Origin of the sequence: Celerinatantimonas sediminis (assembly GCF_046054195.1) — a bacterium.
Taxonomy (GTDB): Bacteria; Pseudomonadota; Gammaproteobacteria; order Enterobacterales; family Celerinatantimonadaceae; genus Celerinatantimonas.
This window is the reverse complement of the sequence record NZ_JBEQCS010000001.1, coordinates 191,919-214,594: the sequence shown is the minus strand read 5'-3', so window position 1 is coordinate 214,594 and position 22,676 is coordinate 191,919. Positions and strand designations below refer to the sequence as shown.

Annotated in this window: 18 protein-coding genes; 7 read left to right on the top strand and 11 right to left on the bottom strand. The window is 45.7% G+C overall.

Annotated features, from left to right (window positions below; genetic code table 11):
- The first annotated feature begins 161 nt into the window (after positions 1-161).
- On the top strand, positions 162-2,318 hold the full coding sequence (locus tag ABTQ23_RS00995; protein ID WP_408613755.1) for an AsmA family protein: 2,157 nt from the start codon (positions 162-164) through the stop codon (positions 2,316-2,318).
- Here ABTQ23_RS00995 and ABTQ23_RS00990 read toward each other — a convergent pair.
- Entirely contained in the window at positions 2,290-3,174 is an 885-nt protein-coding gene (locus ABTQ23_RS00990) for a LysR substrate-binding domain-containing protein (protein WP_408613754.1), read from the bottom strand. The two genes, ABTQ23_RS00995 and ABTQ23_RS00990, sit on opposite strands and share 29 nt — an antisense overlap.
- Before the next feature lie 106 nt (positions 3,175-3,280).
- Here ABTQ23_RS00990 and ABTQ23_RS00985 point away from each other — a divergent pair, with 106 nt between their 5' ends.
- Positions 3,281-4,297: a YeiH family protein gene (locus tag ABTQ23_RS00985; protein ID WP_408613753.1), complete on the top strand. Its 1,017-nt coding sequence runs from the start codon at positions 3,281-3,283 to the stop codon at positions 4,295-4,297.
- On the opposite strand, the gene ABTQ23_RS00980 is transcribed toward ABTQ23_RS00985, so the two are convergent.
- The 3 genes from ABTQ23_RS00980 to ABTQ23_RS00970 are packed head-to-tail and all read right to left on the bottom strand — an operon-like array spanning position 4,265 to position 6,529.
- Positions 4,265-5,197, bottom strand: coding sequence for a bifunctional GNAT family N-acetyltransferase/hotdog fold thioesterase (locus ABTQ23_RS00980; RefSeq protein WP_408613752.1), 933 nt, complete (start codon positions 5,195-5,197; stop codon positions 4,265-4,267). The two genes, ABTQ23_RS00985 and ABTQ23_RS00980, sit on opposite strands and share 33 nt — an antisense overlap.
- Positions 5,198-5,230: 33 nt before the next feature.
- Positions 5,231-5,668: a D-aminoacyl-tRNA deacylase gene (dtd, locus tag ABTQ23_RS00975; protein WP_408613751.1), complete on the bottom strand. Its 438-nt coding sequence runs from the start codon at positions 5,666-5,668 to the stop codon at positions 5,231-5,233.
- A gap of 6 nt (positions 5,669-5,674) precedes the next feature.
- Positions 5,675-6,529 (bottom strand): virulence factor BrkB family protein, encoded by an 855-nt coding sequence (locus tag ABTQ23_RS00970; protein ID WP_408613750.1) that lies wholly within the window; start codon positions 6,527-6,529, stop codon positions 5,675-5,677.
- 245 nt (positions 6,530-6,774) lie between these two features.
- Between ABTQ23_RS00970 and ABTQ23_RS00965 the strand changes: the two genes are divergently transcribed.
- Positions 6,775-8,328 carry a SulP family inorganic anion transporter gene (locus tag ABTQ23_RS00965; RefSeq protein ID WP_408613749.1) on the top strand — a complete coding sequence of 518 codons (1,554 nt, stop codon included), beginning with the start codon at positions 6,775-6,777 and terminating at the stop codon, positions 8,326-8,328.
- Positions 8,329-8,371: 43 nt separating this feature from the next.
- On the opposite strand, the gene ABTQ23_RS00960 is transcribed toward ABTQ23_RS00965, so the two are convergent.
- From ABTQ23_RS00960 to ABTQ23_RS00945, 4 genes are all read right to left on the bottom strand, one after another.
- Positions 8,372-9,673, bottom strand: coding sequence for a hypothetical protein (locus tag ABTQ23_RS00960; protein ID WP_408613748.1), 1,302 nt, complete (start codon positions 9,671-9,673; stop codon positions 8,372-8,374).
- A gap of 188 nt (positions 9,674-9,861) precedes the next feature.
- Positions 9,862-11,106 carry an MDR family MFS transporter gene (locus ABTQ23_RS00955; protein ID WP_408613747.1) on the bottom strand — a complete coding sequence of 415 codons (1,245 nt, stop codon included), beginning with the start codon at positions 11,104-11,106 and terminating at the stop codon, positions 9,862-9,864.
- 135 nt (positions 11,107-11,241) lie between these two features.
- Complete coding sequence (gene typA, locus ABTQ23_RS00950) at positions 11,242-13,071, bottom strand: translational GTPase TypA (protein WP_408613746.1); 1,830 nt, start codon at positions 13,069-13,071, stop codon at positions 11,242-11,244.
- A gap of 208 nt (positions 13,072-13,279) precedes the next feature.
- Positions 13,280-14,317 carry a GGDEF domain-containing protein gene (locus ABTQ23_RS00945; RefSeq protein ID WP_408613745.1) on the bottom strand — a complete coding sequence of 346 codons (1,038 nt, stop codon included), beginning with the start codon at positions 14,315-14,317 and terminating at the stop codon, positions 13,280-13,282.
- A gap of 318 nt (positions 14,318-14,635) precedes the next feature.
- Here ABTQ23_RS00945 and glnA point away from each other — a divergent pair, with 318 nt between their 5' ends.
- The 3 genes from glnA to glnG all read left to right on the top strand — a co-directional run bounded on the left by glnA (position 14,636) and on the right by glnG (position 18,780).
- The gene (gene glnA, locus ABTQ23_RS00940; RefSeq protein ID WP_408613744.1) at positions 14,636-16,042 is read left to right on the top strand and encodes a glutamate--ammonia ligase; all 1,407 of its coding nucleotides are present in this window, start codon (positions 14,636-14,638) and stop codon (positions 16,040-16,042) included.
- Positions 16,043-16,331: 289 nt separating this feature from the next.
- Entirely contained in the window at positions 16,332-17,360 is a 1,029-nt protein-coding gene (gene glnL / locus ABTQ23_RS00935; protein ID WP_408614044.1) for a nitrogen regulation protein NR(II), read from the top strand.
- A gap of 10 nt (positions 17,361-17,370) precedes the next feature.
- On the top strand, positions 17,371-18,780 hold the full coding sequence (gene glnG / locus ABTQ23_RS00930; RefSeq protein WP_408613743.1) for a nitrogen regulation protein NR(I): 1,410 nt from the start codon (positions 17,371-17,373) through the stop codon (positions 18,778-18,780).
- A gap of 65 nt (positions 18,781-18,845) precedes the next feature.
- Here the strand turns inward: glnG and hemN are convergent, their stop codons facing one another.
- The 3 genes from hemN to yihI are packed head-to-tail and all read right to left on the bottom strand — an operon-like array spanning position 18,846 to position 21,237.
- On the bottom strand, positions 18,846-20,219 hold the full coding sequence (hemN, locus tag ABTQ23_RS00925) for an oxygen-independent coproporphyrinogen III oxidase (RefSeq protein ID WP_408613742.1): 1,374 nt from the start codon (positions 20,217-20,219) through the stop codon (positions 18,846-18,848).
- On the bottom strand, positions 20,219-20,683 hold the full coding sequence (locus tag ABTQ23_RS00920) for a DUF2489 domain-containing protein (protein WP_408613741.1): 465 nt from the start codon (positions 20,681-20,683) through the stop codon (positions 20,219-20,221). The genes hemN and ABTQ23_RS00920 overlap by 1 nt, the downstream gene beginning before the upstream one ends.
- A complete protein-coding gene (yihI, locus tag ABTQ23_RS00915) occupies positions 20,680-21,237 on the bottom strand; it encodes a Der GTPase-activating protein YihI (protein WP_408613740.1) in 558 nt (185 codons plus the stop codon). Before yihI ends, ABTQ23_RS00920 begins: the two co-directional genes overlap by 4 nt.
- Positions 21,238-21,551: 314 nt before the next feature.
- Between yihI and yihA the strand changes: the two genes are divergently transcribed.
- Positions 21,552-22,178 (top strand): ribosome biogenesis GTP-binding protein YihA/YsxC, encoded by a 627-nt coding sequence (gene yihA / locus ABTQ23_RS00910; protein WP_408614043.1) that lies wholly within the window; start codon positions 21,552-21,554, stop codon positions 22,176-22,178.
- Positions 22,179-22,676: the final 498 nt, after the last annotated feature.

The following is a 22,676-nucleotide window of genomic DNA, read 5'->3' as shown; positions in this document are numbered from 1 at the left end:
AGTTTGCTAGAATTAATTGTTCAGGTTCAAGTAGTTGTGTAAAGACGCTAGGATTTTTAGATGCCTGTGGTTTAATCGGCTATAAACATAGACAAATAGCCGTTTTAATTTATGCTGTAGCTTTATGTAAGATGTGATGCTAAATAAAGGCCTGAACCTTCATGAGACGGATACGAGATCTATTTTTTATCGTCATTTTGTTGCTGCTGTGCGCAGTGACATTTTTTATCTTCTCGTTTAATCCCGATGACTATCAGACACAATTGCATAACTGGGCAGAGCGCCAAGGCTGGAATATCAGTTATGAGCAAAGCCGCTGGCAATTTACCGACCCATTTCACTGGCAGCTGGATAACGTGTCACTCTCAAAAGCTGGCGATGTCGCACTCGTTAGTCCACAGCTCTCGTTAACGCTCAATCCACTGGCGCTATTTTCGGGCAAATTTGAACTGTCGCAGTTAAATTTGTCTCACCCTAAAATAACGTTTGCCCTGAATCGACAAGCCTCTTGGCAATTTCATATTCCAGCTATTCGCCTCTATCAGGTTGATAACATCAATATCCAGCAGGCGCAAATCAGCTGGCAAGATAGCCAAGGCAAAATGCCATTACAGCTTGAAAATGCGCAACTTGAAATCAGCCATTGGCATCAGCAAGGCAGCAAAAGCTGGCAGCTGCGTGGGATTAGTGATTCACTCAAAAGCTCTAACATTGAGCTCACTCATCCTCAATTTGATGTACAAATCAGCGATAACCAATGGCAGATAGACCAGCTTAATTTTCAGCTAGCTGGGGCCAATATTCAGACTCAAGGCTCTTGGCGGGATGGACAACTCACACTCAATCAGATGCAAATCGATGGCTTAAAATTACAGCCATCCGACTTAGCAAAAGTAACCGCGCCATCACTACCTGAGTTTATTCAATCCGTTGATATCGATGACCTAGCGCTTAGCTCAGCGAATCTGCAAAGTCAGCTAGGGTCGATGCCGGTCGTTATCAATAACATCAGCGGAGATATTCTAAAGCTGCATTGGCAACGAAATACTCCTGCGCAATTATCAGCAAGCTTTGATTTAGATATCAATAACATGCTGTTTAATCAGCTGCCGCTTGAGAAATTATCCTTGCAAGGCGCGCTAAATGGGCAATCGTTAGCAGTGAGCGAGTTTTCAGCCCAATTACAACCAGGACAGTTAACCACATCATTTAATTACAACTGGCAAAATCAGCCCCAGCTTGATATCACCAGCTTAAATGCCAGTGATGCAGTCATCGCACTTTCCAAGACGAGTGAACAAACCGTTGAGACACTTAAAAAGCTATGGCCTGTTACGCTCAACATCTCTCAAGCGAGCCTCAATGGCATTAAACTGCTCTCATACAACAGTGAACTGCCACTCTCGATTCACACAATGGACGTGTCGCTAAGCAATCTAAATGTACTCGATAAAGGCAAGCTCGTATCGCTTAAACAAGCGCTTCACCCTGATACCAGTTTCTTCTGGCAGGCCCCCGATGTTGCCTTTCGCGGCCTGATTATTAACAATGCCAGCTTAGATTTAGGGCCTAACGAGGATCCCAAACAAACGCATATCAACTTATATGGTGAGCTACCACAAGGGCAATTCCAGTGGCAAAGCACACTCCAAAATCAACTGCCAAGTTTGCCGTGGCAGGGTAAATTATCCGCGTTAATTTTAGATATTTCACCGCTATCAAGGCTTACTTTAAGCCGCGATTTTAAACTCGGTGGCGATTTAGAAGCTGATGGCAGCTTCTCCGGGTCGCTAAGTGAGGGTGTTGCAAGTGTCAGCGGCCAGCTTTCTGCAAGCAGCTCCCAATTAGCATTTAATCGCAACCTGCAACCGCTATGGCAACAGCTGCTCAATAGTCCAAAAACATCACTTCCTGCTCACAAAGCACTGCTCAGCGAAGGCATTTCAGCACTATGGAAAACCCCAGAACAGATCCCCGAAGGTGCAACTTTATTTAATCAAGCGAAGCTAAACGTGGATATCACGCGCGGTGTTGCTCAAATTGTCCAGACGCAACTGCCCAGCCAACCTTATAACTGGCTCTTAAGCGGACAGATAGATTTAACTCACCAGAGCTACAATGCGCTTAGTATCGGGATTACTGACAAAGGATGTGTCTTACTCAGCCAGCTATTAGATGGTCCTTGGCAGGCACCACAGATGCGCATTGACCAATATCAGCTCAACCAAAGCTACCTGCCACAAACGGATACGTTTGTCTCAGATAGTCAAAGTTCAGGACAGTGCCAGCTCAAACCAGCATCATCGCCTGCTCAATAAGGCAATCGCGCAAAGGATCGCTTCCCGCGTCTTTGCGCCAGACAAAATGAAACTGGCGACTGATATTAAGTCCATCCACCGATAAGATTTTCAGCTGGCCGCTATTGGCGCGCGGTAAAACGACACGTTTAGGCAAGCAGCTGGCGTATTGACCACTTTCAAGTAGCGCCATAATGGTTGGCACGTGGGTAAATTCTCGCCAGATATTGAGTTTATTAATTCGCGTTGCAACGCTGTTGGTAAAGGTTTCTCGGGTTCCAGAGCCGCTCTCACGCAGCACCCAGCGCAAAGCACTTAAATCATCAATCGAAACCGCATCATGCTGGGCCAACGGATGGCGAGCGCCTACCACGACCACCAGCTCATCATCACACCAGTGAAAGCTCTTAATGCGCGGCTCATCACAGCGCCCTTCAATCACGCCAAGTTCCAGTTCATGGTGCAAGAGCCGTAGAATCACCTGTTCGCTGTTGCTAACAAATGGCTCGAGGCGCAATTGTGGATACAAGTCATCCAGCCGACAAACCAATTGCGGCAAGAGCACTTCGGCAATGGTTTGGCTAATGCCCATGCGTAATTGGCCCGACAACAGATGGCGCCCCTGAAAACCCTGTTCAATCTGTGTGGCATCCTGCAGTAATCGTTTCGCCCGAGGTCGCAGCCAATAGCCCCAAGCGTTCAAAATCAGTCGTCGCCCCGAACGTTCAAATAAAGGATGGCCCAGTTGCTGTTCAAGCTGAGCAAGCGCCATGCTGGCCGCAGACTGGGTCATGGCTAAATGCTCAGAAGCCAGACTCACACTGCCAAACTGAGCGACTGCATCGAAAACAGCCATCTGTTTAAGTGAAAAACTCATATCAATTTTTCTGATTTAAAATATCAAAACTATTCGTTTTATAAATAAATAGCAAGTCCGTAGACTTCTTATTCATCTTTTTACCATCTTTGTAAAGGAATCATAGATGAAAACGCTCTTTCCCGGAGTGCTGCTTGCGTTAGTCACAGCGCTGGTCGGGTCGGTCATTAGCCATTATGTCAGCCATTGGGTCGCACTCAGTCCATTGATGGTCGGTTTGATCTTGGGAATTATCATTGCCAATTCGCCTCTGGAACGATTGCTCCACCCAGCAGCTCAAGGGCTTGGATTTTCCCAAAGCCGCTTGTTACGTCTTGGCGTGATGTTATTTGGTTTACATATTACCGTCTCGGAACTTATTGCAATTGGCTGGCCGGGAATCGGCTTAGCGGCAGTGATGGTCAGCTCGGTGCTGATTGTTGGCTATTTTCTGGGCACTCGCGTTTTTAAACTTCCTGCCGAGCTGGCGCTTTTAACAGCATCTGGGACAGGGATCTGCGGCGCTGCGGCCGTGATGGCAGTGGACCCGGTGATTAAACCCAAAGATGAATATGTGGTCGTTGCAGTTGCCACGGTGGTTATCTTTGGCACATTGGCGATGTTTGGCTATCCGCTAATCTTTCCCATGTTACATATGTCGCAAGATGCCTTTGCCGCATTAGCCGGCTCAACTACTCATGAAGTTGCCCAAGTGGTGGTTATCGGGGAGAGTATTAGTCCACAAGCGGCCAACGTTGCCGTTATCGTCAAACTGGCTCGGGTTATGTTGCTCGCCCCTGTCTTGTTGATTATCAGTTGGCTCTGGCAGAGACGCGCAGCAGCGCAAAACAATACCGGGACACAAAGCCGCGGTAAAATTACGATTCCATGGTTTGCGTTCGGCTTTATTGTGGTGGTTTTACTAAATGGGTACCTGCCATTAACCCATAGCATTCGCAGTGGCTTGCTTAATTTTGATACATTAATTCTCGCCATGGCGATGTCAGCGCTTGGCTTTAATACGCGGCTTAAAAACATTCATGCCAGCAGCGCTAAAGCACTGCTTCTGGCGCTGTGTCTATTTGTGATGATGGTGGCTATCTCTTCAACCTTAATTCACTTTTTCTGGCCGGCGACACTGTAACCGTCTGAGCAAAAATAGCCCTTCAAATTCAGCGACCAAATGGTCGCTGCTATAAAGCTCTACAGCAATCTTAAAGCGGGTTCTTGAGTGGCCCGCATTAAATGACTCAGACATATTCACAACTTGCGAACGTTTGGCTTGAGCTGCGCACTCACCTTGAATCGGTCGACGATATTGAATTTGAGCATCCACCAAAGTAATTTCGGCATCCATATTAAGCTCTTCCAGCGCCAGCCATAACAGCGACCACGCGGTAAGTAACGCCTGACAATAACTGCTCCCGGCAAACATCGACTCATAAGCATTGGCATTTCCCCCCAATGAGAGGCGCGTTTCTAACAGCTCATTGTCATAACGAGTTAGTTTAATGCCGATTTTTTCACTTAATGGAATGCGCTCATAGATCTCCTGATAAAGCTTATGGCACAGCTCGGCGCTGCGCGTGAAATGACAAGGCTCATCAAGGTGCTTGACCATCTGTTGCTGAAAAAAGGTGGTTTTATAATAATAAGGTTCACCATCGGGCAAGTAACCGGCTTGGGTAAAGAAATCCATTGATTCCTGATCTCGAGCGGTCAATACAATCCGCTGCACCCCTTCAGATAACGCGGCTTGCTCAAGTGAGCGCATGATCATCAAGCCAAAGCCTTGCTTACGATAATTAGCATTCACCGCAATATGACGAATCAGAGCTTCTTCGCTGTCGCTAATAAATAATCGGCCAATTGCCATGATTTGATCATTTTCATCCAGCACCATCCGATGTTGGCTATACGCATCATAAGCATCCCGCTCACTGCCCAAAGGCAGGTGCAGCGGTTTATTTAAGACTTCCCAGCGAAACTGAAAATATCGCTCTAATTGCTCATCGCCTTGTGGGGTTACAATCTGGTATTGCATGCCAAACTCCTTACCCTTGTGATTTATCGAGCACTACACTTTAAGCCAAAATGTCATTGGCCCATCATTAACCAATGCAACTTGCATATCTGCGCCAAACTCACCGGTGGCAACTGACAAACCTAACGCTTCACACTGCTGGCAAAATTGCTGGTAAAGCTGGTTGGCCAGCTCAGGCGCAGCAGCTTTGGAAAAACCAGGACGCAGCCCCTTGTGGGTATCAGCGCATAAGGTAAATTGTGAAACCACTAAAAGCTCTCCGCCAGCCTGGCTAACATTTAAATTGGTTTTCCCATCGGCATCAGCAAACACTCGATAATTGCAAACCTTGCGAGCAAGTTCTGTTAATTTACTCTGGTCATCGCCCTGCTCAACACCGAGCAACACCAGCAAACCTTTATCAATCGCACCTATGGTTTGCCCGGCAACGGTGACCGATGCTTGGCTAACACGCTGAATTAAACCAATCATTTACTTCTACTGCTCCTCGTCAGGGCTGGGATTTTCTTGTTCATATTCATCAAGAGCGGCACTAATTTCAGCGCCGAACAACACAATAACCCAGCTGATGTACACCCAAAAAAATAAGATAGGCACAGCCGCCAAGGCCCCATAAATAGCCTGATACGAGTTAAATGAGGCTAGATATAAAGCAAAACCACGCTTGCCCAGTTCAAATAAAATACCAGCAAACAGCGCTCCTACAAAGGCATGGCTGATGCGCACCCGTTTATTGGGCATAATCAAATACAATAACATAAAGGCAATGGTTGAAAGCCCCACAGGGACAAATCGGACGATGCCAGCAAGCGCCTCATTGGCAAAAAACTCCAGCGAAAAGATATAGGAGCTAACCGCCAGGCTGGCTCCAACCAAAACAGGCCCGAGCGTTAAGATCATCCAATAGGTAGGCAATGCTCGAATCAAACTGCGCGAACGGGTTCGTCGCCAAATTCGATTCAACGCGTTTTCAACCGATGCTATCAACATCACCGCAACCACTAACAAAAAAATACCGCCGATGGTCGTCGTGCGATTGGCATTGGCGACAAAGCGGTTCACTTGCGAGCGAATAGCATCCGTGGCAGTTGGCACAAAATTGCTAAATAACAAGTCTTCTAAATGCGCTTGAACACCGTTAAACGCAGGCACCGCACTGATAATAGCAAAGACGACGGCGATCATCGGCACTAAGGACAATAAGGTCGTATAAGCCAGTGCTCCGGCCATCGACGTCAAGCGGTCGGAGCGAATTCGCTGAAACAAAAACACCACAAAGGACCAGCCATGTAATCGCCAATATTTAAACCATCGCTCTAACACACTGCGCATGAGCCAAAATTCCTTATTATTGAGTCTGTTCATATTAACTGAGCAAAGAGCAAGCGCCAATATTCACCGTTGCACACTAAATACTCATTCTAGCAAATCGAACGAATTTTGAACTAAGTCACATTTTTTGCTAAACTCCCGGCTCTTTTATCTAGCTCGTTAAAATTTTGTTGCAAAAATCAAGTAAATCACCCTTTGCGACAGCTAACCGCTAGCCTTACTTGATGTAAATGGATATTTCCACGATGTTTAAATTCCCTAAGTTTAGCGGAACAACAACGCGCGCTGATCTACTTTCCGGTATCACCGTCGCCTTGGCTCTAGTTCCCGAAGCGGTTGCTTTTGCATTTGTTGCTCATGTTGGCCCACTTGTTGGCCTGTATGCCGCCGCGATTATTGGCTTTTTTACAGCTGTTTTTGGTGGCCGTCCCGGCATGATCTCCGGCGCAACTGGCTCAGTTGCAGTGGTCATTGCCGCGCTTGTTGCAACCCATGGCGAGCAGTATCTGTTTGCCGTGATTGTCTGTATGGGCGTGATACAAATACTCGCAGGTGTACTTCGTTTAGGTAAATTCATCCGCATGGTGCCACTACCGGTTATGCATGGGTTCGTCAACGGGCTAGCGATTGTCATTTTCTTAGCCCAGCTTGGAAACTTCAAAGTCAAAGATGCCGCAGGTGTTGCCCACTGGATGAGTGGCCCGCAATTGTGGACGATGTTAGGCCTGGTTGCTCTGACCATGGCTATTGTGCATTTTTTACCAAAATTCACCAAAGCGATTCCAGCTTCACTTGCTGCTATCGTAGTTGTTACATTGGTTTGTTATGGGCTTGATTTACACACCCGCACGGTCGTGGATTTTCTACGTCAAATGACTGGCAACCCTGATGCAACCATCGCCGGTGGTTGGCCAACGTTTCATATTCCGCAAGTTCCTCTTAATTGGGAAACCGTTAAAATTGTCCTGCCATACGCTTTTATTACCGCAGGTGTTGGTCTGATTGAATCACTGCTCACATTAACCGTGATTGATGAGATGACCCAAACCCGAGGCCGCAGTAACCGCGAATGTATGGGCCAAGGGCTTGGTAATATTGTCACCGGTTTCTTTGGTGGCATGGGTGGCTGCGCGATGATTGGTCAAAGTATGATTAACATTCGCTCCGGTGGCCGAGGCCGGTTATCGGGCCTTGTCGCAGCAATTGGTTTATTATGCTTTATTCTGTTTGCCTCATCATTGATTGAGATGATCCCAATCGCCGCATTGGTCGGGGTGATGTTTATGGTCGTGATTGCAACTTTCGAATGGTCGAGCATCCGTCTGTACAACAAAATTCCAAAATCTGACTTCTTAGTGATTGTGCTGGTATCAGTAGTCACTATTTTTACCGATTTAGCAACTGCGGTCTTTATTGGGGTGATTATCTCGGCGCTGGTCTTTGCTTGGAAACATGCCAAACAAATCAGTGCTGACACTAAAATGGAAGGTAAGAATAAAATTTATCATCTGCGTGGACCTATCTTTTTCAGCTCAACCCATAACTTTTTAGAGCTGTTTGATGTTCAAAAGGACCCGCAAGATGTCATCATTGATTTTGCTAATGCGCGAGTTTCTGATCACAGCGCCATTGAAGCCATCGAAACGCTCTCAGAGCGTTATCAGCAGCAAGGCAAACAGTTGCACTTACGTCACCTGAGCCCAGACTGTCGCAAGCTTTTGCAAAAAGCAGGTAATTTAATTGAAGTGAATGTCATTGAGGACCCAAATTATCGGGTCGCAGATGATGCTCTAGCTTAAGCGCGATTCACAAAAAAGCTCCTAAAATTAGGAGCTTTTTTATTTAATCTAAGCATTTTAACTGATACATAAACCGCTCAAATGCTTCTAAATCATCAAGCCCTTCAAGGGTGACGTTTTGCCAATGCAGATGGTGCACGCCGCGCACTTTCACCGTCATTCGTTTAAGGCCTAACACCTGCGCCATCGCCGTGCGATGCAGCCCATGTTTAACCTTAACCAACGAGCTATTTCTATCCAGAGCAACCCAAACTGAATCTTTGCCGTACTCGCCCTCAAAACCAAAGCAAGCCATGTTATACATGTAAAACAGATAATGCTGAATATAAGCAAAAATCCGCTCAGAAGAGGTTAAGGCTATTCCTGCAAAGTGATCGACAAACGCTTTGTTACTGGCGACTTTAGCCATGTATTGCGTATAAAACTCACTGGCCTGGGGACAATCACGATGTTGCCAAATATCACTGATAAATACATAGCGATCATTTTCTACAAATGGCTCAACCTGCTCATCCCAATCACCGTCCCACAAAAATCGTTGCTTAAGCTGTTTGCGCACCGGGCGTTTAAGCGCGGCCATCTTGGTTATTTTGAGCGGATCAATGCTCAGAGTAAGATCTTCGGCAAAGTTTTGCGTTGCCCAAAGCCGCGGTAACCCTTTACCAATCAGCCATCGCCGTCCGATTTTAGTTAAAGACACTAACTTAAGCCATCCACTGACCAATGGCGAAACTAAGCTTTGCCGCAGCGCTAAAATGATTTTCATTTTGACGCGATTTAAACGGACTTGCCATTTATAACGACTATCAAAAGTCCCCGGATAAATCGCTTCACCACTACCGGCATAGCCATTCGGCGCTAAATCAAGATAGTAACGAAGACGCAGCTCAAGTTGGCTCATCCACGTTTTGGAATACTCAATTTTATCAGCGCCGCGCACACCTTCGAGCAAACTCAAAGCACTGACTCGCGAAGGCGCAATACCTTGCGGGTTAGGCATCTTTTGCAAAATAATTGAATCAGACTCTTCGCCAGGCTGACTGGCCGCTGCATGTTTGGCTAACGTTTGCTGAGAAAGACTCAAACGCCGCGCTAAGATTTCAAAGAAAATGGTCTGCAGCGCTTTCTCATCGAGCTTTGCAAAACGCGCCGTATTTAGCGCAAATAAACAGTAGCTATCGGCTAAAACCTGTTCAGCAATTTCTTGTTGATGGGCCTGTTTCGCTAAAGAGGAAACAATCGCGGCTAACAATATTCCCGCTGATGAGCGGACAAATTCCATAACAGAGTCAATATTTTGCTGATCACAAGCTCTCCACGCTTGATAAAAGCAGACATCATTCATATTGAGATAATCTTTAATCAACAACCGTTATCAGTTGATTCGGCATTGAAACGTCAATGCACCATCACAAATAACGACAAACAGATAGAAGATATGGCAAACGCACCCAATAAAAGACCAAACAATTACGCCCATTTGCCATCGCGAATTAGCTAATCATTGTATCAAATAAGCGCTTTTTGATCACTTTATTGAACACGTTGACGTCTGGATGCACAGCCAAATAGCGCCAGCGATGCCAGTACCAAAACAAAACAGCCACTAAAGAGCAATCCAGAGCCAAAATACTCGAGTACCCAACCGCCGAGCAGCGGACCAAGCGCAAACCCTAAAATACTCAGCGATGCGACGCCAAAATAGGTTCCGCGTAAATGCTCAGGGGCAATCGTATCAATCAGCACATTCATTGATGGAAAGACTATCGACTCACCCGCGCTTAAGAAAAATACCCCAACTAGCCATCCCAAAGGTAAGTGCGAGCCACTGAAGATAAAAATCGGTTGGGCTATTGCCATCAATGCCACACCAATGCGAATGCGAGTGGCCAGTGCATAGCGAGACAATAAGGTTAATAGTGGAAACTGCAGCACAACTATGGTCACGGTATTGACCAATACCAGTGCACCAACCCACTTGCCCGCTTGTGCAATCCCGGAGTGGGTAACGACTTGCGGCAGAGATGACTCATACTGGGAATAGGCAACCAGCATTAAAATATCGGCAATCAGTAAAAACCCCAGCAGATGATCCCGGCGCAAAACCCCAACCACTTGAGCAAGATTTAAGCGCTGTGCAGAGTTGGCTAACGGGTGAGCTTTAAGCGTGCAAAACATAAATGCCAGCAGCAAAATCAATGTGTAGAGAAGGTACACAGCGCCTGTAATATAAAAGAGTTTCTGGGGATGATTAAGGCCAAAAACAATTCCCAACAATGGCCCGATGGCACCGCCAGCATTCACCAGAAAATAGCGGACATTTTGTGCCAACTCGCGCGCTTTAGGGCTATCGAGCTGGTCGCTTAGCAACGCTTTAGCCGGGCTTTCTAAGCTGGGTCGCATCATACCAACGGCTAACATCAGCACAAAAAATTGCCACAAGGCATGAGCACTACCAATGCCGGCATAGGTCAGAGCTGACAAAATGCCGCCTGAAATCATCACCCCTTTGCGGCCCCATTTATCGCTGACATACCCCATCCACGTACCGGCCAACCCACTAACCAACGCCGATGCTGCAAGCACTGCGCCGATATAGGTTTCACTGGCGCCATAATCACGGTATAAAAACACCACTAAAAACGGCCAAGCCATAAAATAGCTCAATCGCGAAATAAAGGTACCAAATAGGACTACCCAAACAAGCGCCGGGAACGCTTTTAACTGTTCCCACCAGGAAATTTCAAGCCCGGCAGAGGCAACTGAAGCCGTTTTCATAACAGACTAACATCCACAACCAAACACAAAACAAGAAGCTCATATTACTTATGCGATAGCCGGTTAACTAGCGTTTCAGACATAAAAAAACGACATCTCGAAAGATGTCGTTTTTATAGCGGAAAATCGCGTTATTTAAGCTCTTGGCCCACGATTAGCCCGTTTACGGTCAAGCTCAGTCAAATGACGTTTACGCAAACGAATGCTCTCTGGAGTAACTTCAACCAGTTCATCATCATCGATAAACTCGAGCGCTTGTTCCAAAGTCATAATCACTGGTGGGGTAAGAACCTGAGCTTCATCAGTACCAGAGGCACGAACGTTGGTCAGCTGTTTACCTTTAAGGCAGTTAACAGTCAGGTCGTTATCACGGTTATGAATCCCGATAATCTGGCCTTCATACACTTCATCACCATGGGAGGTAAATAAGCGACCACGATCTTGCAGGTTAAACAGTGAATAAGTCAGCGCTTTACCGGTGGCATTGGAGACCAATACACCATTTTTACGTTGGCCGATTTCACCACCTTTATGTGGACCGTAATGATCAAAAGTATGATAAAGCAGACCACTACCAGAGGTCAGTGTCATAAACTCGGTTTGGAAACCAATCAAGCCACGACTTGGGATCATAAAGTCCATACGAACGCGGCCTTTACCGTCAGGCTGCATGTCAGTCAGTTCAGCTTTACGCACGCCCAACTGCTCCATCACGCTGCCTTGGTCTTCAGCTTCAACGTCAACAGTCACAGTTTCATATGGTTCTTGCAGCTGGCCATCAACTTCACGCAGAATAACTTCTGGGCGCGATACCGCAAGTTCAAAACCTTCACGGCGCATGCTTTCAATTAAGACACTAAGATGCAGTTCACCACGGCCAGAGACGCGGAATTTATCAGGGTCTTCTGTTTCTTCAACGCGCAGCGCAACGTTATGCACCAGTTCCTGCTGCAGACGTTCCAGAATATTACGAGAAGTAACAAATTTACCCTCTTTACCTGCAAATGGCGATGTGTTGACCTGGAAGGTCATAGTCACAGTTGGCTCATCCACTTTCAAAGCAGGCAGCGCTTCAACATTGTTGATATCGCAAATGGTGTCAGAAATTTTCAGCTCACCTAAACCTGTCACCGCAATAATATTACCAGCATGAGCGACATCAGTTTCACTGCGCTCTAATCCCAGATAACTTAATACCTGACCGACTTTGCCATTGCGTTTTTTGCCATCAGCAGAAACGATCGTAACCTGTTGGTTAGGACGAACGCTACCACGTTTAATACGAGCAACCCCAATAACCCCAACATAAGAGTTATAATCCAGCTGCGAAATCTGCATCTGCAATGGGCCGTCAGGGTCAGCATGAGGTGGCTCAACGTCATCGATAATTGCTTGGAATAACGGTTCCATATTATCGCTTGGCTGATCCAAATCCAGTGTTGCCCAGCCATTAATAGCTGATGCATAAACAACATGGAAATCGAGCTGTTCGTCTGTCGCACCTAAGTTATCAAACAGATCGAAAACCTGGTCCATCACCCAATCAGGGCGAGCGCCTGGTTTGTCGACTTTGTTAATGACAACAATTGGTTTTAAACCCTGTGCGAAAGCTTTTTGTGTCACAAAGCGTGTTTGTGGCATTGGGCCTTCTTGAGCATCAACCAACAACAATACTGAATCGGCCATCGACATCACACGTTCAACTTCCCCGCCGAAGTCGGCGTGTCCGGGAGTATCAACGATGTTAATATGATAATCGTGCCAATTAAGCGCGGTGTTTTTCGCTAAAATGGTAATCCCACGTTCTTTTTCAAGATCGTTGGAGTCCATAATACGTTCTTGAACCTCGCCTCGAGTCTGCAAAGTACCTGACTGTTGCAACAGTTTGTCAACCAGGGTTGTTTTCCCATGGTCAACATGCGCAATAATTGCGATGTTTCTTAACTTATTAATATCATTAGACATAATAAACTTTCTGCCTCATTAATCTTAAATTTTCTGTACGCAAATCAGCACGCACTTGCAGCCACTTTTAGCGACTTGGATCACAAAATGGGCTAGATTATACCCTGAACAGCTTATGGGTGATATGAAAAGATGAAGGCTTAATCAACTTCTTTTGGCAAAAGTTAAGCCAACTGGGTGAAATGACATGTTTTATGCTTAAAATCAGTTAATCGATAATGCAGTTGCGGCCTGCTTTTTTGGCATTATACAAGCGCGCATCAACCAGTTCAAAGAGTTGCTCAATATTACTTACCTCATGAGAATGTCCTACACCAATACTGACCGTGATGGGCCGAATATCGGCCAAATGCATCTGTTCTATCGCTAAACGCAGTCGCTGCGCTAATTTTAAAACCTGCTCAGTGGATTGATTAAAGGTAATCACTGCAAATTCTTCCCCACCCCAACGGGCAATAATATCGTTATGGCGAATTTGCTCTCGCAGCTTCTGGCAAAGGTTCACCAACACATTATCTCCCACTAAATGACCGTAGGTATCATTTATCTGTTTAAAGTGATCGATATCGAGGATCATTAGCGCATAACTGACCGGCTGTTTTAAATGGGTAAAGTGCGATACCTCTTTTTCGAGTCCTCGCCGATTTAATAATTGCGTTAGAGGGTCTAGTTGCACCTGCTGCTCAAGTACGCTGGCGTAAGCTGCCTTCTCGCGAATCGAGACAATACTCCATAACAAAACAATGTAGACAATATGAGCCACGGCCATATTAAGAACCATGCCCAAAGTTTCAGAAAGAGAGTCGTAATGAATCAGCACACAAAAGTGCCCGATGATATTGACGCCAAACACAATGATGGTTAACACCACTGCCCGCTTACGAGAAAAGAATAAGTAGGCCATCACATAATTAAGCGCCAGCCACTGCACTGCACTGGATAATTCTTGATGAGGTAATAATTGATGATGGACGATACTGGAGCTAATCAGATACCCCGTAATAATGAAATAACAAAAATGCTGCAACACACTCACAGAGACTTTAAAGCTCAGCAAAAAAATGGCGCCAAGCAAAATAATGCAGATGGGGTAACTTAGGGCATCAAACTCAACAATAATGTTGCTACTTGAGTCAATTGCCCAAATCGCCGAAAACCCTGCAATAGCAAATAACACCAGTGATCGAAATATTTTACTGGAGAGCAAGACACTGTTGTGGTTTGATGAAAGTGATGGTTTCGACATACCTGTCAAAGCGCAATAAATAATTAAAATTTGATGGTTATTATATAGCCATGATTTTTAAATAAATGCATCATCTATGTGATATTGCGTAATGAGCAAATGAATCATGGAATAAATTTACATGATTTGCACCATATTGGTTCAATACGCAATCTGATATGCCCCATAAATGATCACCATAATGGCGAAATATGTCGATGGATCCCGTTGTAGCGGGCTTTGAGCACTTGGCACGAAACTCGCTTCTATTTTGGGCATAACAATTCATTACCAACTTTTAATAGCGCCATCATTTTTGATGACACCGGAGGTTACTACATGTCTGCAGATGTTCTAGCTCTTATCAAAGAGCAAGAAGTAAAATTTATCGATCTACGCTTCACTGATACTAAAGGTAAAGAACAACACGTTTCTCTGCCTGCAAGCCAAATTGATGATGACTTTTTCACAGAAGGGAAAATGTTCGATGGTTCGTCAATCGCTGGTTGGAAAGGGATTAACGAATCTGACATGATTTTGATGCCAGACGCTAGTACCGCCGTTTTAGACCCATTCACTGAAGAAACTACTCTGAATATCCGTTGTGATATTTTAGAACCAGCAACAATGGAAGGTTACGAACGTGACCCTCGTTCAATCGCTAAACGTGCTGAAGAATACATGCGTTCTGAAGGGATTGCAGACGACGTTCTGTTTGGCCCAGAACCAGAATTCTTCCTGTTTGACGACGTTCGTTTTGATGCTCAGATGCAGGGTGCTTTCTACTCAATCGACGATTCTGAAGCAGCTTGGAACTCAGGCAAAGAATACGAAGACGGCAACACTGGCCATCGTCCAGGTGTTAAAGGCGGTTACTTCCCAGTACCACCAGTTGATTCATCGCAGGATATCCGTAGCGCAATGTGCTTACTGATGGATGAAATGGGTCTGGAAGTTGAAGCGCATCACCATGAAGTTGCAACCGCAGGTCAGAACGAAATCGCTTGTAAATTCAACACATTGGTTAAAAAAGCCGATGAACTGCAGATTTACAAATATGTCGTTCATAACGTTGCTCACGCGTATGGCAAAACAGCGACTTTCATGCCTAAACCATTAGTTGGTGATAACGGTAGCGGTATGCACTGTCACCAATCACTGGCTAAAGATGGTCAAAACTTGTTTGCTGGCGACCTGTATGGTGGTCTGTCTGAAACTGCTCTGTTCTACATCGGCGGTATCATCAAACATGCTAAAGCAATCAACGCATTTGCTAACGCATCAACTAACTCATACAAACGTTTGGTCCCAGGTTTTGAAGCACCAGTTATGCTAGCTTACTCAGCTCGTAACCGTAGTGCATCTATCCGTATCCCAGTGGTTCCATCTCCTAAAGCACGTCGTATCGAAGTTCGCTTCCCTGACCCAACTGCTAACCCATACTTGGCGTTCGCAGCAATGCTGATGGCTGGCCTTGACGGAATTAAAAACAAAATCCACCCTGGCGATGCTATGGATAAAGACTTGTATGACCTGCCAGCTGAAGAAGCTGCAGAAATCCCACAAGTTGCAGCAACGTTTGAAGAAGCATTGGCAGCTCTGGATGCAGACCGTGCATTCTTGACCGCTGGTGACGTATTCAGCGACGACACTATCGATGCTTACCTGACTCTTAAACACGAAGAAGTTGTTAAACTTGCAATGACAACTCACCCTGTTGAGTTCCAAATGTACTACAGCTGCTAAGCTGGGGTTACATCTCACTATTAAAAGCCCCGCTTAGTCGGGGCTTTTTTTTCGAGCGAAAGCAATCGTTGCTTGTTAGCTAAATCGGCAAGATTATTGCAACCTATTTGTATAGGGCATCATAATAGTGAGTTAGCCTGCACAGGATCTAGGCAAATGGGCATGAATCGCCATATTTGCCGTGCATGGATATCACTGCATTAGCAAAATACTTGCAGTGTTGCACAATAATAGTGCAATATTTTTAAAGGAGGTCTGCGTGTTAGAAGCATCCGGTCTTAACCGCATTATGTTAGACAATATGGTTACCGGGATTATCTTGCTGGATAAAGAGCAAGTCGTCCAATACGTCAATACCGCGACCGAACAACTGTTAGGACAAAGTAAACGCCGTCTGGCAAACCAGTCATTTCAGAGTTTAATCAGCCACACGACGCTGAACTTAGAAATATTAAACGAAGTGTTGGATCACGGCCAAAGCTTCACAGATAGTGAAGTCACCGTGGTCGTTGATAATAAGCCGGCAATGGTTGAGTTTTCGGCCACCCGGATTTTAAACGAAGGAGAGCCACTGCTGTTACTTGAGCTCAAACCCATTGATCAGCAGAAAAAAATCTCTCAAGAAGTTCATCAGCATGTACAGCAGCAAGCGGCCAAAGAGCTGGTCAGAGGGCTGGCGCATGAGATTAAAAATCCATTAGGCGGGTTGCGAGGCGCAGCGCAGTTACTCGATAGAGAACTACCTGATGAGAATTTAAAAGAATTTACCAACATTATTATTGAGCAGGCAGATAGGTTACGTAACTTAGTTGACCGCTTATTAGGGCCACAGCGCCTAGCAGAACGAGAACTGCGCAATATCCACTCAGTTTTAGAGAAAGTCCGTCAACTCGTCGAGCTGGAATTACCTGAAGGGATAACCATCGAGCGCGACTATGACCCGAGTATCCCTGATTTTGAGATGGACCATGAGCAACTTCAACAAGCGTTTCTCAATATTGTGAAAAATGCCGTGCAAGCGCTCAAAACTCGCGGAGAAGGCCATATTCAGCTGGTCACCCGAACGGCCCATCAAGTTAATATCGCAGGGCAGCGCTATCGTCTCGTCGCGGAAATTAAGATCATTGATGATGGTCCCGGTATTCCGGCTGAATTAGCTGATACTCTGTTTTATCCCATGGTCACAGGTCGCGATGGTGGCACAGGATTAGGGCTTTCTATTTCTCAAAATTTGATTAATCAACATAAAGGCAGAATAGACTGCGCCAGCTGGCCTGGCCACACCGAGTTTGTCATTCATCTGCCTCTTCGTAAGTAAGGATTTCATCATGGCTGCAACAATTTGGATTGTCGATGACGACAGCTCTATTCGCTGGGTACTAGAGAAAGCGTTAAGTGCTGTAGGCTATCAATGCATGAGTTTTGCTGACGGCGAACTGATGTTGAGCCAGTTGGAAATGGAACATCCAGACATCATTATCTCCGATATTCGCATGCCAGGGTTAGATGGCATTGCGCTTCTTGAAAGAGTGCACCAACATGACCCTGATCTACCGATCATTATCATGACGGCTCATTCTGATCTGGACAGTGCTGTAAACGCTTACCAAAGCGGTGCTTTTGAATATCTGCCCAAACCATTTGATGTCGATGAAGCGGTGGTACTGGCTGAGCGCGCCATTAATTTTGCTCAAGAACAGCAAAAACATCGCCAGAAAGAACACCACGAAGCCGGTCCTGAGCAAGAGATGATCGGTGAAGCACCTGCCATGCAGGAAGTTTTTCGAGCCATCGGCCGTTTGTCTCGCTCAAGTATCAGCGTGCTCATTAACGGCCAATCCGGTACCGGTAAAGAGTTAGTCGCGCATGCCTTGCATCGACATAGCCCACGCAATCACATGCCATTTATCGCGCTGAACATGGCGGCAATTCCCCACGATTTGATTGAATCGGAGCTATTCGGTCACGAAAAAGGCGCATTTACTGGCGCCAGCCAGATCCGTCACGGCCGGTTTGAGCAAGCCAATGGCGGAACCTTATTCTTGGATGAAATTGGCGACATGCCACTTGAAATTCAAACACGCTTACTCCGTGTATTAGCCGATGGTCAGTTTTATCGCGTGGGTGGCCATTCATCGGTACAGGTAGATGTTCGAATCATCGCAGCGACTCACCAAAACTTGGAACAGAAAGTTGCCAGTGGTGATTTTCGAGAAGACTTATTCCACCGTCTCAATGTTATTCGTATCCAGCTACCTGCGTTAAAAGATCGCCGTGAAGATATTCCAGCCCTAGCCGATCATTTTTTGCGAAGCGCTGCCGAAGAGCTAAATGTTGAACCGAAAAAACTCAACACCGATACGCAAAAATATATGACCCATCTACCGTGGCCAGGCAACGTGCGCCAACTTGAAAACGTCTGTCGCTGGTTAACCGTAATGGCCAGTGGTCAGGAGATTTTAGTCTCAGACTTACCACCAGAGCTCACCCAACATCAAGACCTGCACGAGCCGACCAGCAGTGAAGGAGATTGGCGAGTACTTTTGCAAAATTGGGTTGAGAAACAGCTGTTGGCAGGTAGTAGTGATATTTTGGCGCAGGCGGTACCCGACTTTGAGCGCATTTTATTGACCACCGCGCTTAAACATACGCATGGCCATAAACAAGAAGCAGCGCGCTTATTAGGCTGGGGACGCAATACCCTCACCCGTAAGCTCAAAGAATTAGATATGAATTAAATAGTTATAGATAACGAAGTGTTAGCAACATCTTTGGGCGGCTTTATGCCGCCCTTTTTTTATAGCTAAATGACTCGAGAAAATTGTCGCTGACGCAATTGTTTTCGAAAATAAACATCAAAACACATGGCGATATTACGAATCAGTAAACGCCCCCGCGCACTCACTTTAATATTGGTATCACTCAGCGTTACTAAACCATCTTCAATAAGTGGCGCAAGCAATGGTAAATCTTCGGCGAAATAATCATTAAAAACTATTTGATAGCGCTCTTCGATGACTGAGAACTGCAAACCGAAATCGCACATCAACGCTTTAATTACATCTCGGCGAATAATGTCATCACGTGAAAGCGCTCGCCCTTTGCACTGGGCGTGCCCCTGCTCATTGACCTGCTGATAGTAATCTTTTAGCACTTTTTGGTTCTGACTATAGTCATCACCGAGCATGCTAATCGCCGAAACACCCAGCCCTAAGAGGTCACAGTCGCCCTGAGTGGTATAGCCTTGAAAGTTGCGATGCAGTTTTCCTTCGCGCTGCGCAATAGCCAGCGAATCATCAGGATGGGCAAAATGGTCCATACCGATAAACTGATAGCCAGCTTCAGTTAAATCTAAAATCGTCTCGCGCAAAATAGTTAGCTTCTGTTCGGGCGTTGGCAAATCTTGCTCTTTAATCTTGCGTTGCGAAGCAAAGTGGCTTGGCAGATGCGCATAGTTAAACACTGACAAGCGATCAGGATTAAGAGCTTTGACCTGTTGCAAAGTATGCGAAAAACTCTCTGGCGTTTGGTGCGGCAACCCGTAAATCAAATCTAAATTGATCGAGCCAAATCCAACTGCTTTGGCTCGTTTCAGTAGCGCTTCGATAAACGCTTTATCCTGAACTCGGTTGACTGCCTGCTGAACTTCTAAGTTAAAATCTTGGATGCCAAGGCTGAGTCGGTTAAATCCCACCTCTGCGAGCAAATCCATGGTATCGAGGGTAATTTCCCGCGGGTCAACCTCAATGCTGATTTCTGCATCGCTGGCAACAGCAAAATTTTCTTTTAACATGCCCATCAGACGGCGCGTCTGTGGATCATTTAAAAAGGTTGGCGTACCGCCGCCCCAGTGCAATTGAGTTACTTTTCGCTCACGCATCAGTGGCGCAACCGTTGCAATTTCGCGCTCAAGGACATCTAGATAATCATCGGCTTTGCTTTGGTGGCGGGTCACCACTTTATTGCAACCGCAGTAGTAGCAAAGCTTATGGCAAAATGGCACATGCACATAGAGCGACAGAGGCCGCTTAGGATAACGTGTTGCAGCTTCCTTAAATTGGGCAAATCCAAATGAGTCGTTAAACTCTAACGCGGTTGGATAGCTGGTATAACGTGGCCCGGCATAATTGTATTTTTCAATTAGCTGTTGGTCCCAATCGACTGCAAACTGACTCATTATCGCTGTACTCCTGTGGCGGAAAAACCACTTAATTGATTAAGTTCCTCATCGATAAGATCGGCAAATAGCTGCTCTTTAGAAAATCGAAATTTATCTTGCTCACGGCGTTTGGCTTTGGTTAGCTCCATACGCTCTTGATGTGTTGGCAAATGGCCAATCGCTTTATACAAACCAAATAGACCGGGATAAAGCTTTGGCCAATCACGCGGCAAAGGCTCAGGATAAGCCATTAACAACTGAGTAATACGAATGGCCGCTTCGCTATAATCACACTGGCCATGCACCGTTGCTTTAGCTATCACTTCAACACTCTCGGCGATGTTGTTCTGACGTGTCGCAATCGCTTGTTTTCGTTTCAGGTTATGCTCTTGCTTCTGAGTACGAATTTGATAAAGCAGATAGGCCAGATAACCACCCAGCCCACCAATAATCGCTACACCTAAAACAACCCAAATGATCATCGGCGCGAACCTTGGTCATCATCGTCAAAATCATCCCAATCATCACTGTCGAAACGATCCCAATCGTCGCTGCTTTGCAGCTGCTCGAGGTCATCGTCATCACTGATGCCCAATTCATCCATCAGTTCGCTGATGCGCTCTAAACGCTGCTCCAACCACTGATTTTCAGCATCAGTTAACTGCTCACCTTCATCGGCTCTGTCAAGCAATGCAACGAGTTTAGGCTCTTGCTCGAGCTTATTGAGCTCATCACTAAGCGAGCGCGTTGCCTCCTTGCGTTTATCAACAGACGGCGCAGCAGGTTGGCTCTTAGCCAATGTGCCAGGTGCAACGAGTTGCACCGGTTTTTTACTGCCAATGCGACTATCGGTTACTTGCGCTTTTTTGCCTGCTAAGCTTGGGTGGCGCTCGCTTTTAGACTGTTGGCGAGATCCACTTTTATGTCCTTTGCCTTTTTTAACTTTACTTTCTGGCAGCTCTCTTTCTGCTTTAAAATCAGCAGGTTTACGTGGAGCTAGCAGCCCGCCTTTGCGATTTCTCTTTTTATGCGCCATGTTATCTCAACTATCACTTACAGTGAAAATGTGTAAGGTAGTTATAGCTTATCACAGCTAGGCAAACCTTACGGGGTGTTTAAATGGAGAGCGATTTTAACACTTGCGTTACCAGCTACAAACTTCATTTATAGATTTTCGATGGATGCAAGCACTGCTGGTTTGCTAAACTCTGCCCAAGACTATGAGCCGCGAATCTTGTTGATTACTTTTACAGGGTCTTTTGGTTTTAAGCCCGATACCTATTTGCCAGAATTCCGCCCGACATCGAGCGGCTTTAAAGATAAGGAGTATTAAGCGTGACAGAGGATACGCTGAACTTTAGCAAAGCGCATTTTATAACCAGCGCGCCAACGATTCGAGCGATGCCAGCCGACGAAGGGATTGAAATCGCCTTTGCCGGGCGCTCCAATGCTGGAAAATCCAGCGCGCTCAACACCCTGACTCGGCAAAAAAACTTGGCTCGAACCAGTAAAACGCCAGGTCGAACCCAATTGATCAATGTCTTTGAGGTTGCACCGAGCAAACGGCTCATCGACTTACCCGGCTATGGGTTTGCCAAAGTACCAGAACAGATGAAAATCCAATGGCAACAGGCGCTTTCGGAATATTTGCAGCATCGCCAAAGCTTGCGAGGATTGGTCGTATTGATGGATATTCGCCATCCACTTCGAGATCTCGACCAATATCTGATTCAGTGGGCCGTTGATTGTAACATTCCCGTATTGGCACTGCTGACCAAAGCCGACAAGCTCAAACAAGGCGCTCGTAAAGCTACCTTGTTAAAATGCCGAGAAGCAGCATTGGCTTTTTGCGGTGATGTACAAATTGAAACATTTTCATCACTGAAGAAAACCGGACTGCCTGCCCTTGAGCAAACCCTTAATAACTGGCTCAGCGAAGCCGGCATCGCACCTGGTGAAGCGAAAGAGCAAGCATAAAAAAACCCGCAGCAAATTAGCTGCGGGCTATAAATATTCGGACTTTAACTGAAAAAACACTATCCAACTCTATTAATCTGACATCCGGTTTCAGATATGGTTCCATGAGTTTAAGGCAATTTCTGATATTTTTTTCAAGCTACCCACCGATTACTTACATTTGCTCTGAAAATAGCCAACATTTTAGTAATTTTATTACAGTTATGAATTAAAATTACATTTTTTGAACCGTCAACTCATATTCCAAAAAGTGTGATGTAAGTAGTCTTAATATAAGAATTTTTGTGACGCAGATATAAAAAAAGCCCCGGTAGAAATCTACCGGGGCAGCTATAAAGCCTATTCAACTACGTGAAATAAAAGGTCTGAAAGATAGAACATCTTACCTCTGTACCCTACGTCTTTTAATATAAGGCAGATCACTTAAAAAATAAAGGGCTTTTGTAGTCTAATTTCAGAATTTTAATCCATATTTTCAACAGTTTTTTATCTAGATCA

Excerpts from the sequence above, each read along its gene's own strand:
- glnA (WP_408613744.1), top strand. The coding sequence starts at position 14,636 with ATGTCTGCAGATGTTCTAGCTCTTATCAAAGAGCAAGAAGTAAAATTT.
- glnG (WP_408613743.1), top strand. The coding sequence starts at position 17,371 with ATGGCTGCAACAATTTGGATTGTCGATGACGACAGCTCTATTCGCTGG.
- ABTQ23_RS00970 (WP_408613750.1), bottom strand. The coding sequence starts at position 6,529 with ATGCGCAGTGTGTTAGAGCGATGGTTTAAATATTGGCGATTACATGGC.
- ABTQ23_RS00960 (WP_408613748.1), bottom strand. The coding sequence starts at position 9,673 with ATGAATGATGTCTGCTTTTATCAAGCGTGGAGAGCTTGTGATCAGCAA.
- ABTQ23_RS00980 (WP_408613752.1), bottom strand. The coding sequence starts at position 5,197 with ATGCAATACCAGATTGTAACCCCACAAGGCGATGAGCAATTAGAGCGA.
- yihI (WP_408613740.1), bottom strand. The coding sequence starts at position 21,237 with ATGGCGCATAAAAAGAGAAATCGCAAAGGCGGGCTGCTAGCTCCACGT.
- dtd (WP_408613751.1), bottom strand. The coding sequence starts at position 5,668 with ATGATTGGTTTAATTCAGCGTGTTAGCCAAGCATCGGTCACCGTTGCC.
- typA (WP_408613746.1), bottom strand. The coding sequence starts at position 13,071 with ATGTCTAATGATATTAATAAGTTAAGAAACATCGCAATTATTGCGCAT.
- ABTQ23_RS00945 (WP_408613745.1), bottom strand. The coding sequence starts at position 14,317 with ATGTCGAAACCATCACTTTCATCAAACCACAACAGTGTCTTGCTCTCC.
- ABTQ23_RS00985 (WP_408613753.1), top strand. The coding sequence starts at position 3,281 with ATGAAAACGCTCTTTCCCGGAGTGCTGCTTGCGTTAGTCACAGCGCTG.
- ABTQ23_RS00920 (WP_408613741.1), bottom strand. The coding sequence starts at position 20,683 with ATGATCATTTGGGTTGTTTTAGGTGTAGCGATTATTGGTGGGCTGGGT.
- ABTQ23_RS00990 (WP_408613754.1), bottom strand. The coding sequence starts at position 3,174 with ATGAGTTTTTCACTTAAACAGATGGCTGTTTTCGATGCAGTCGCTCAG.
- ABTQ23_RS00965 (WP_408613749.1), top strand. The coding sequence starts at position 6,775 with ATGTTTAAATTCCCTAAGTTTAGCGGAACAACAACGCGCGCTGATCTA.
- ABTQ23_RS00955 (WP_408613747.1), bottom strand. The coding sequence starts at position 11,106 with ATGAAAACGGCTTCAGTTGCCTCTGCCGGGCTTGAAATTTCCTGGTGG.
- ABTQ23_RS00995 (WP_408613755.1), top strand. The coding sequence starts at position 162 with ATGAGACGGATACGAGATCTATTTTTTATCGTCATTTTGTTGCTGCTG.
- hemN (WP_408613742.1), bottom strand. The coding sequence starts at position 20,219 with ATGAGTCAGTTTGCAGTCGATTGGGACCAACAGCTAATTGAAAAATAC.
- glnL (WP_408614044.1), top strand. The coding sequence starts at position 16,332 with ATGTTAGACAATATGGTTACCGGGATTATCTTGCTGGATAAAGAGCAA.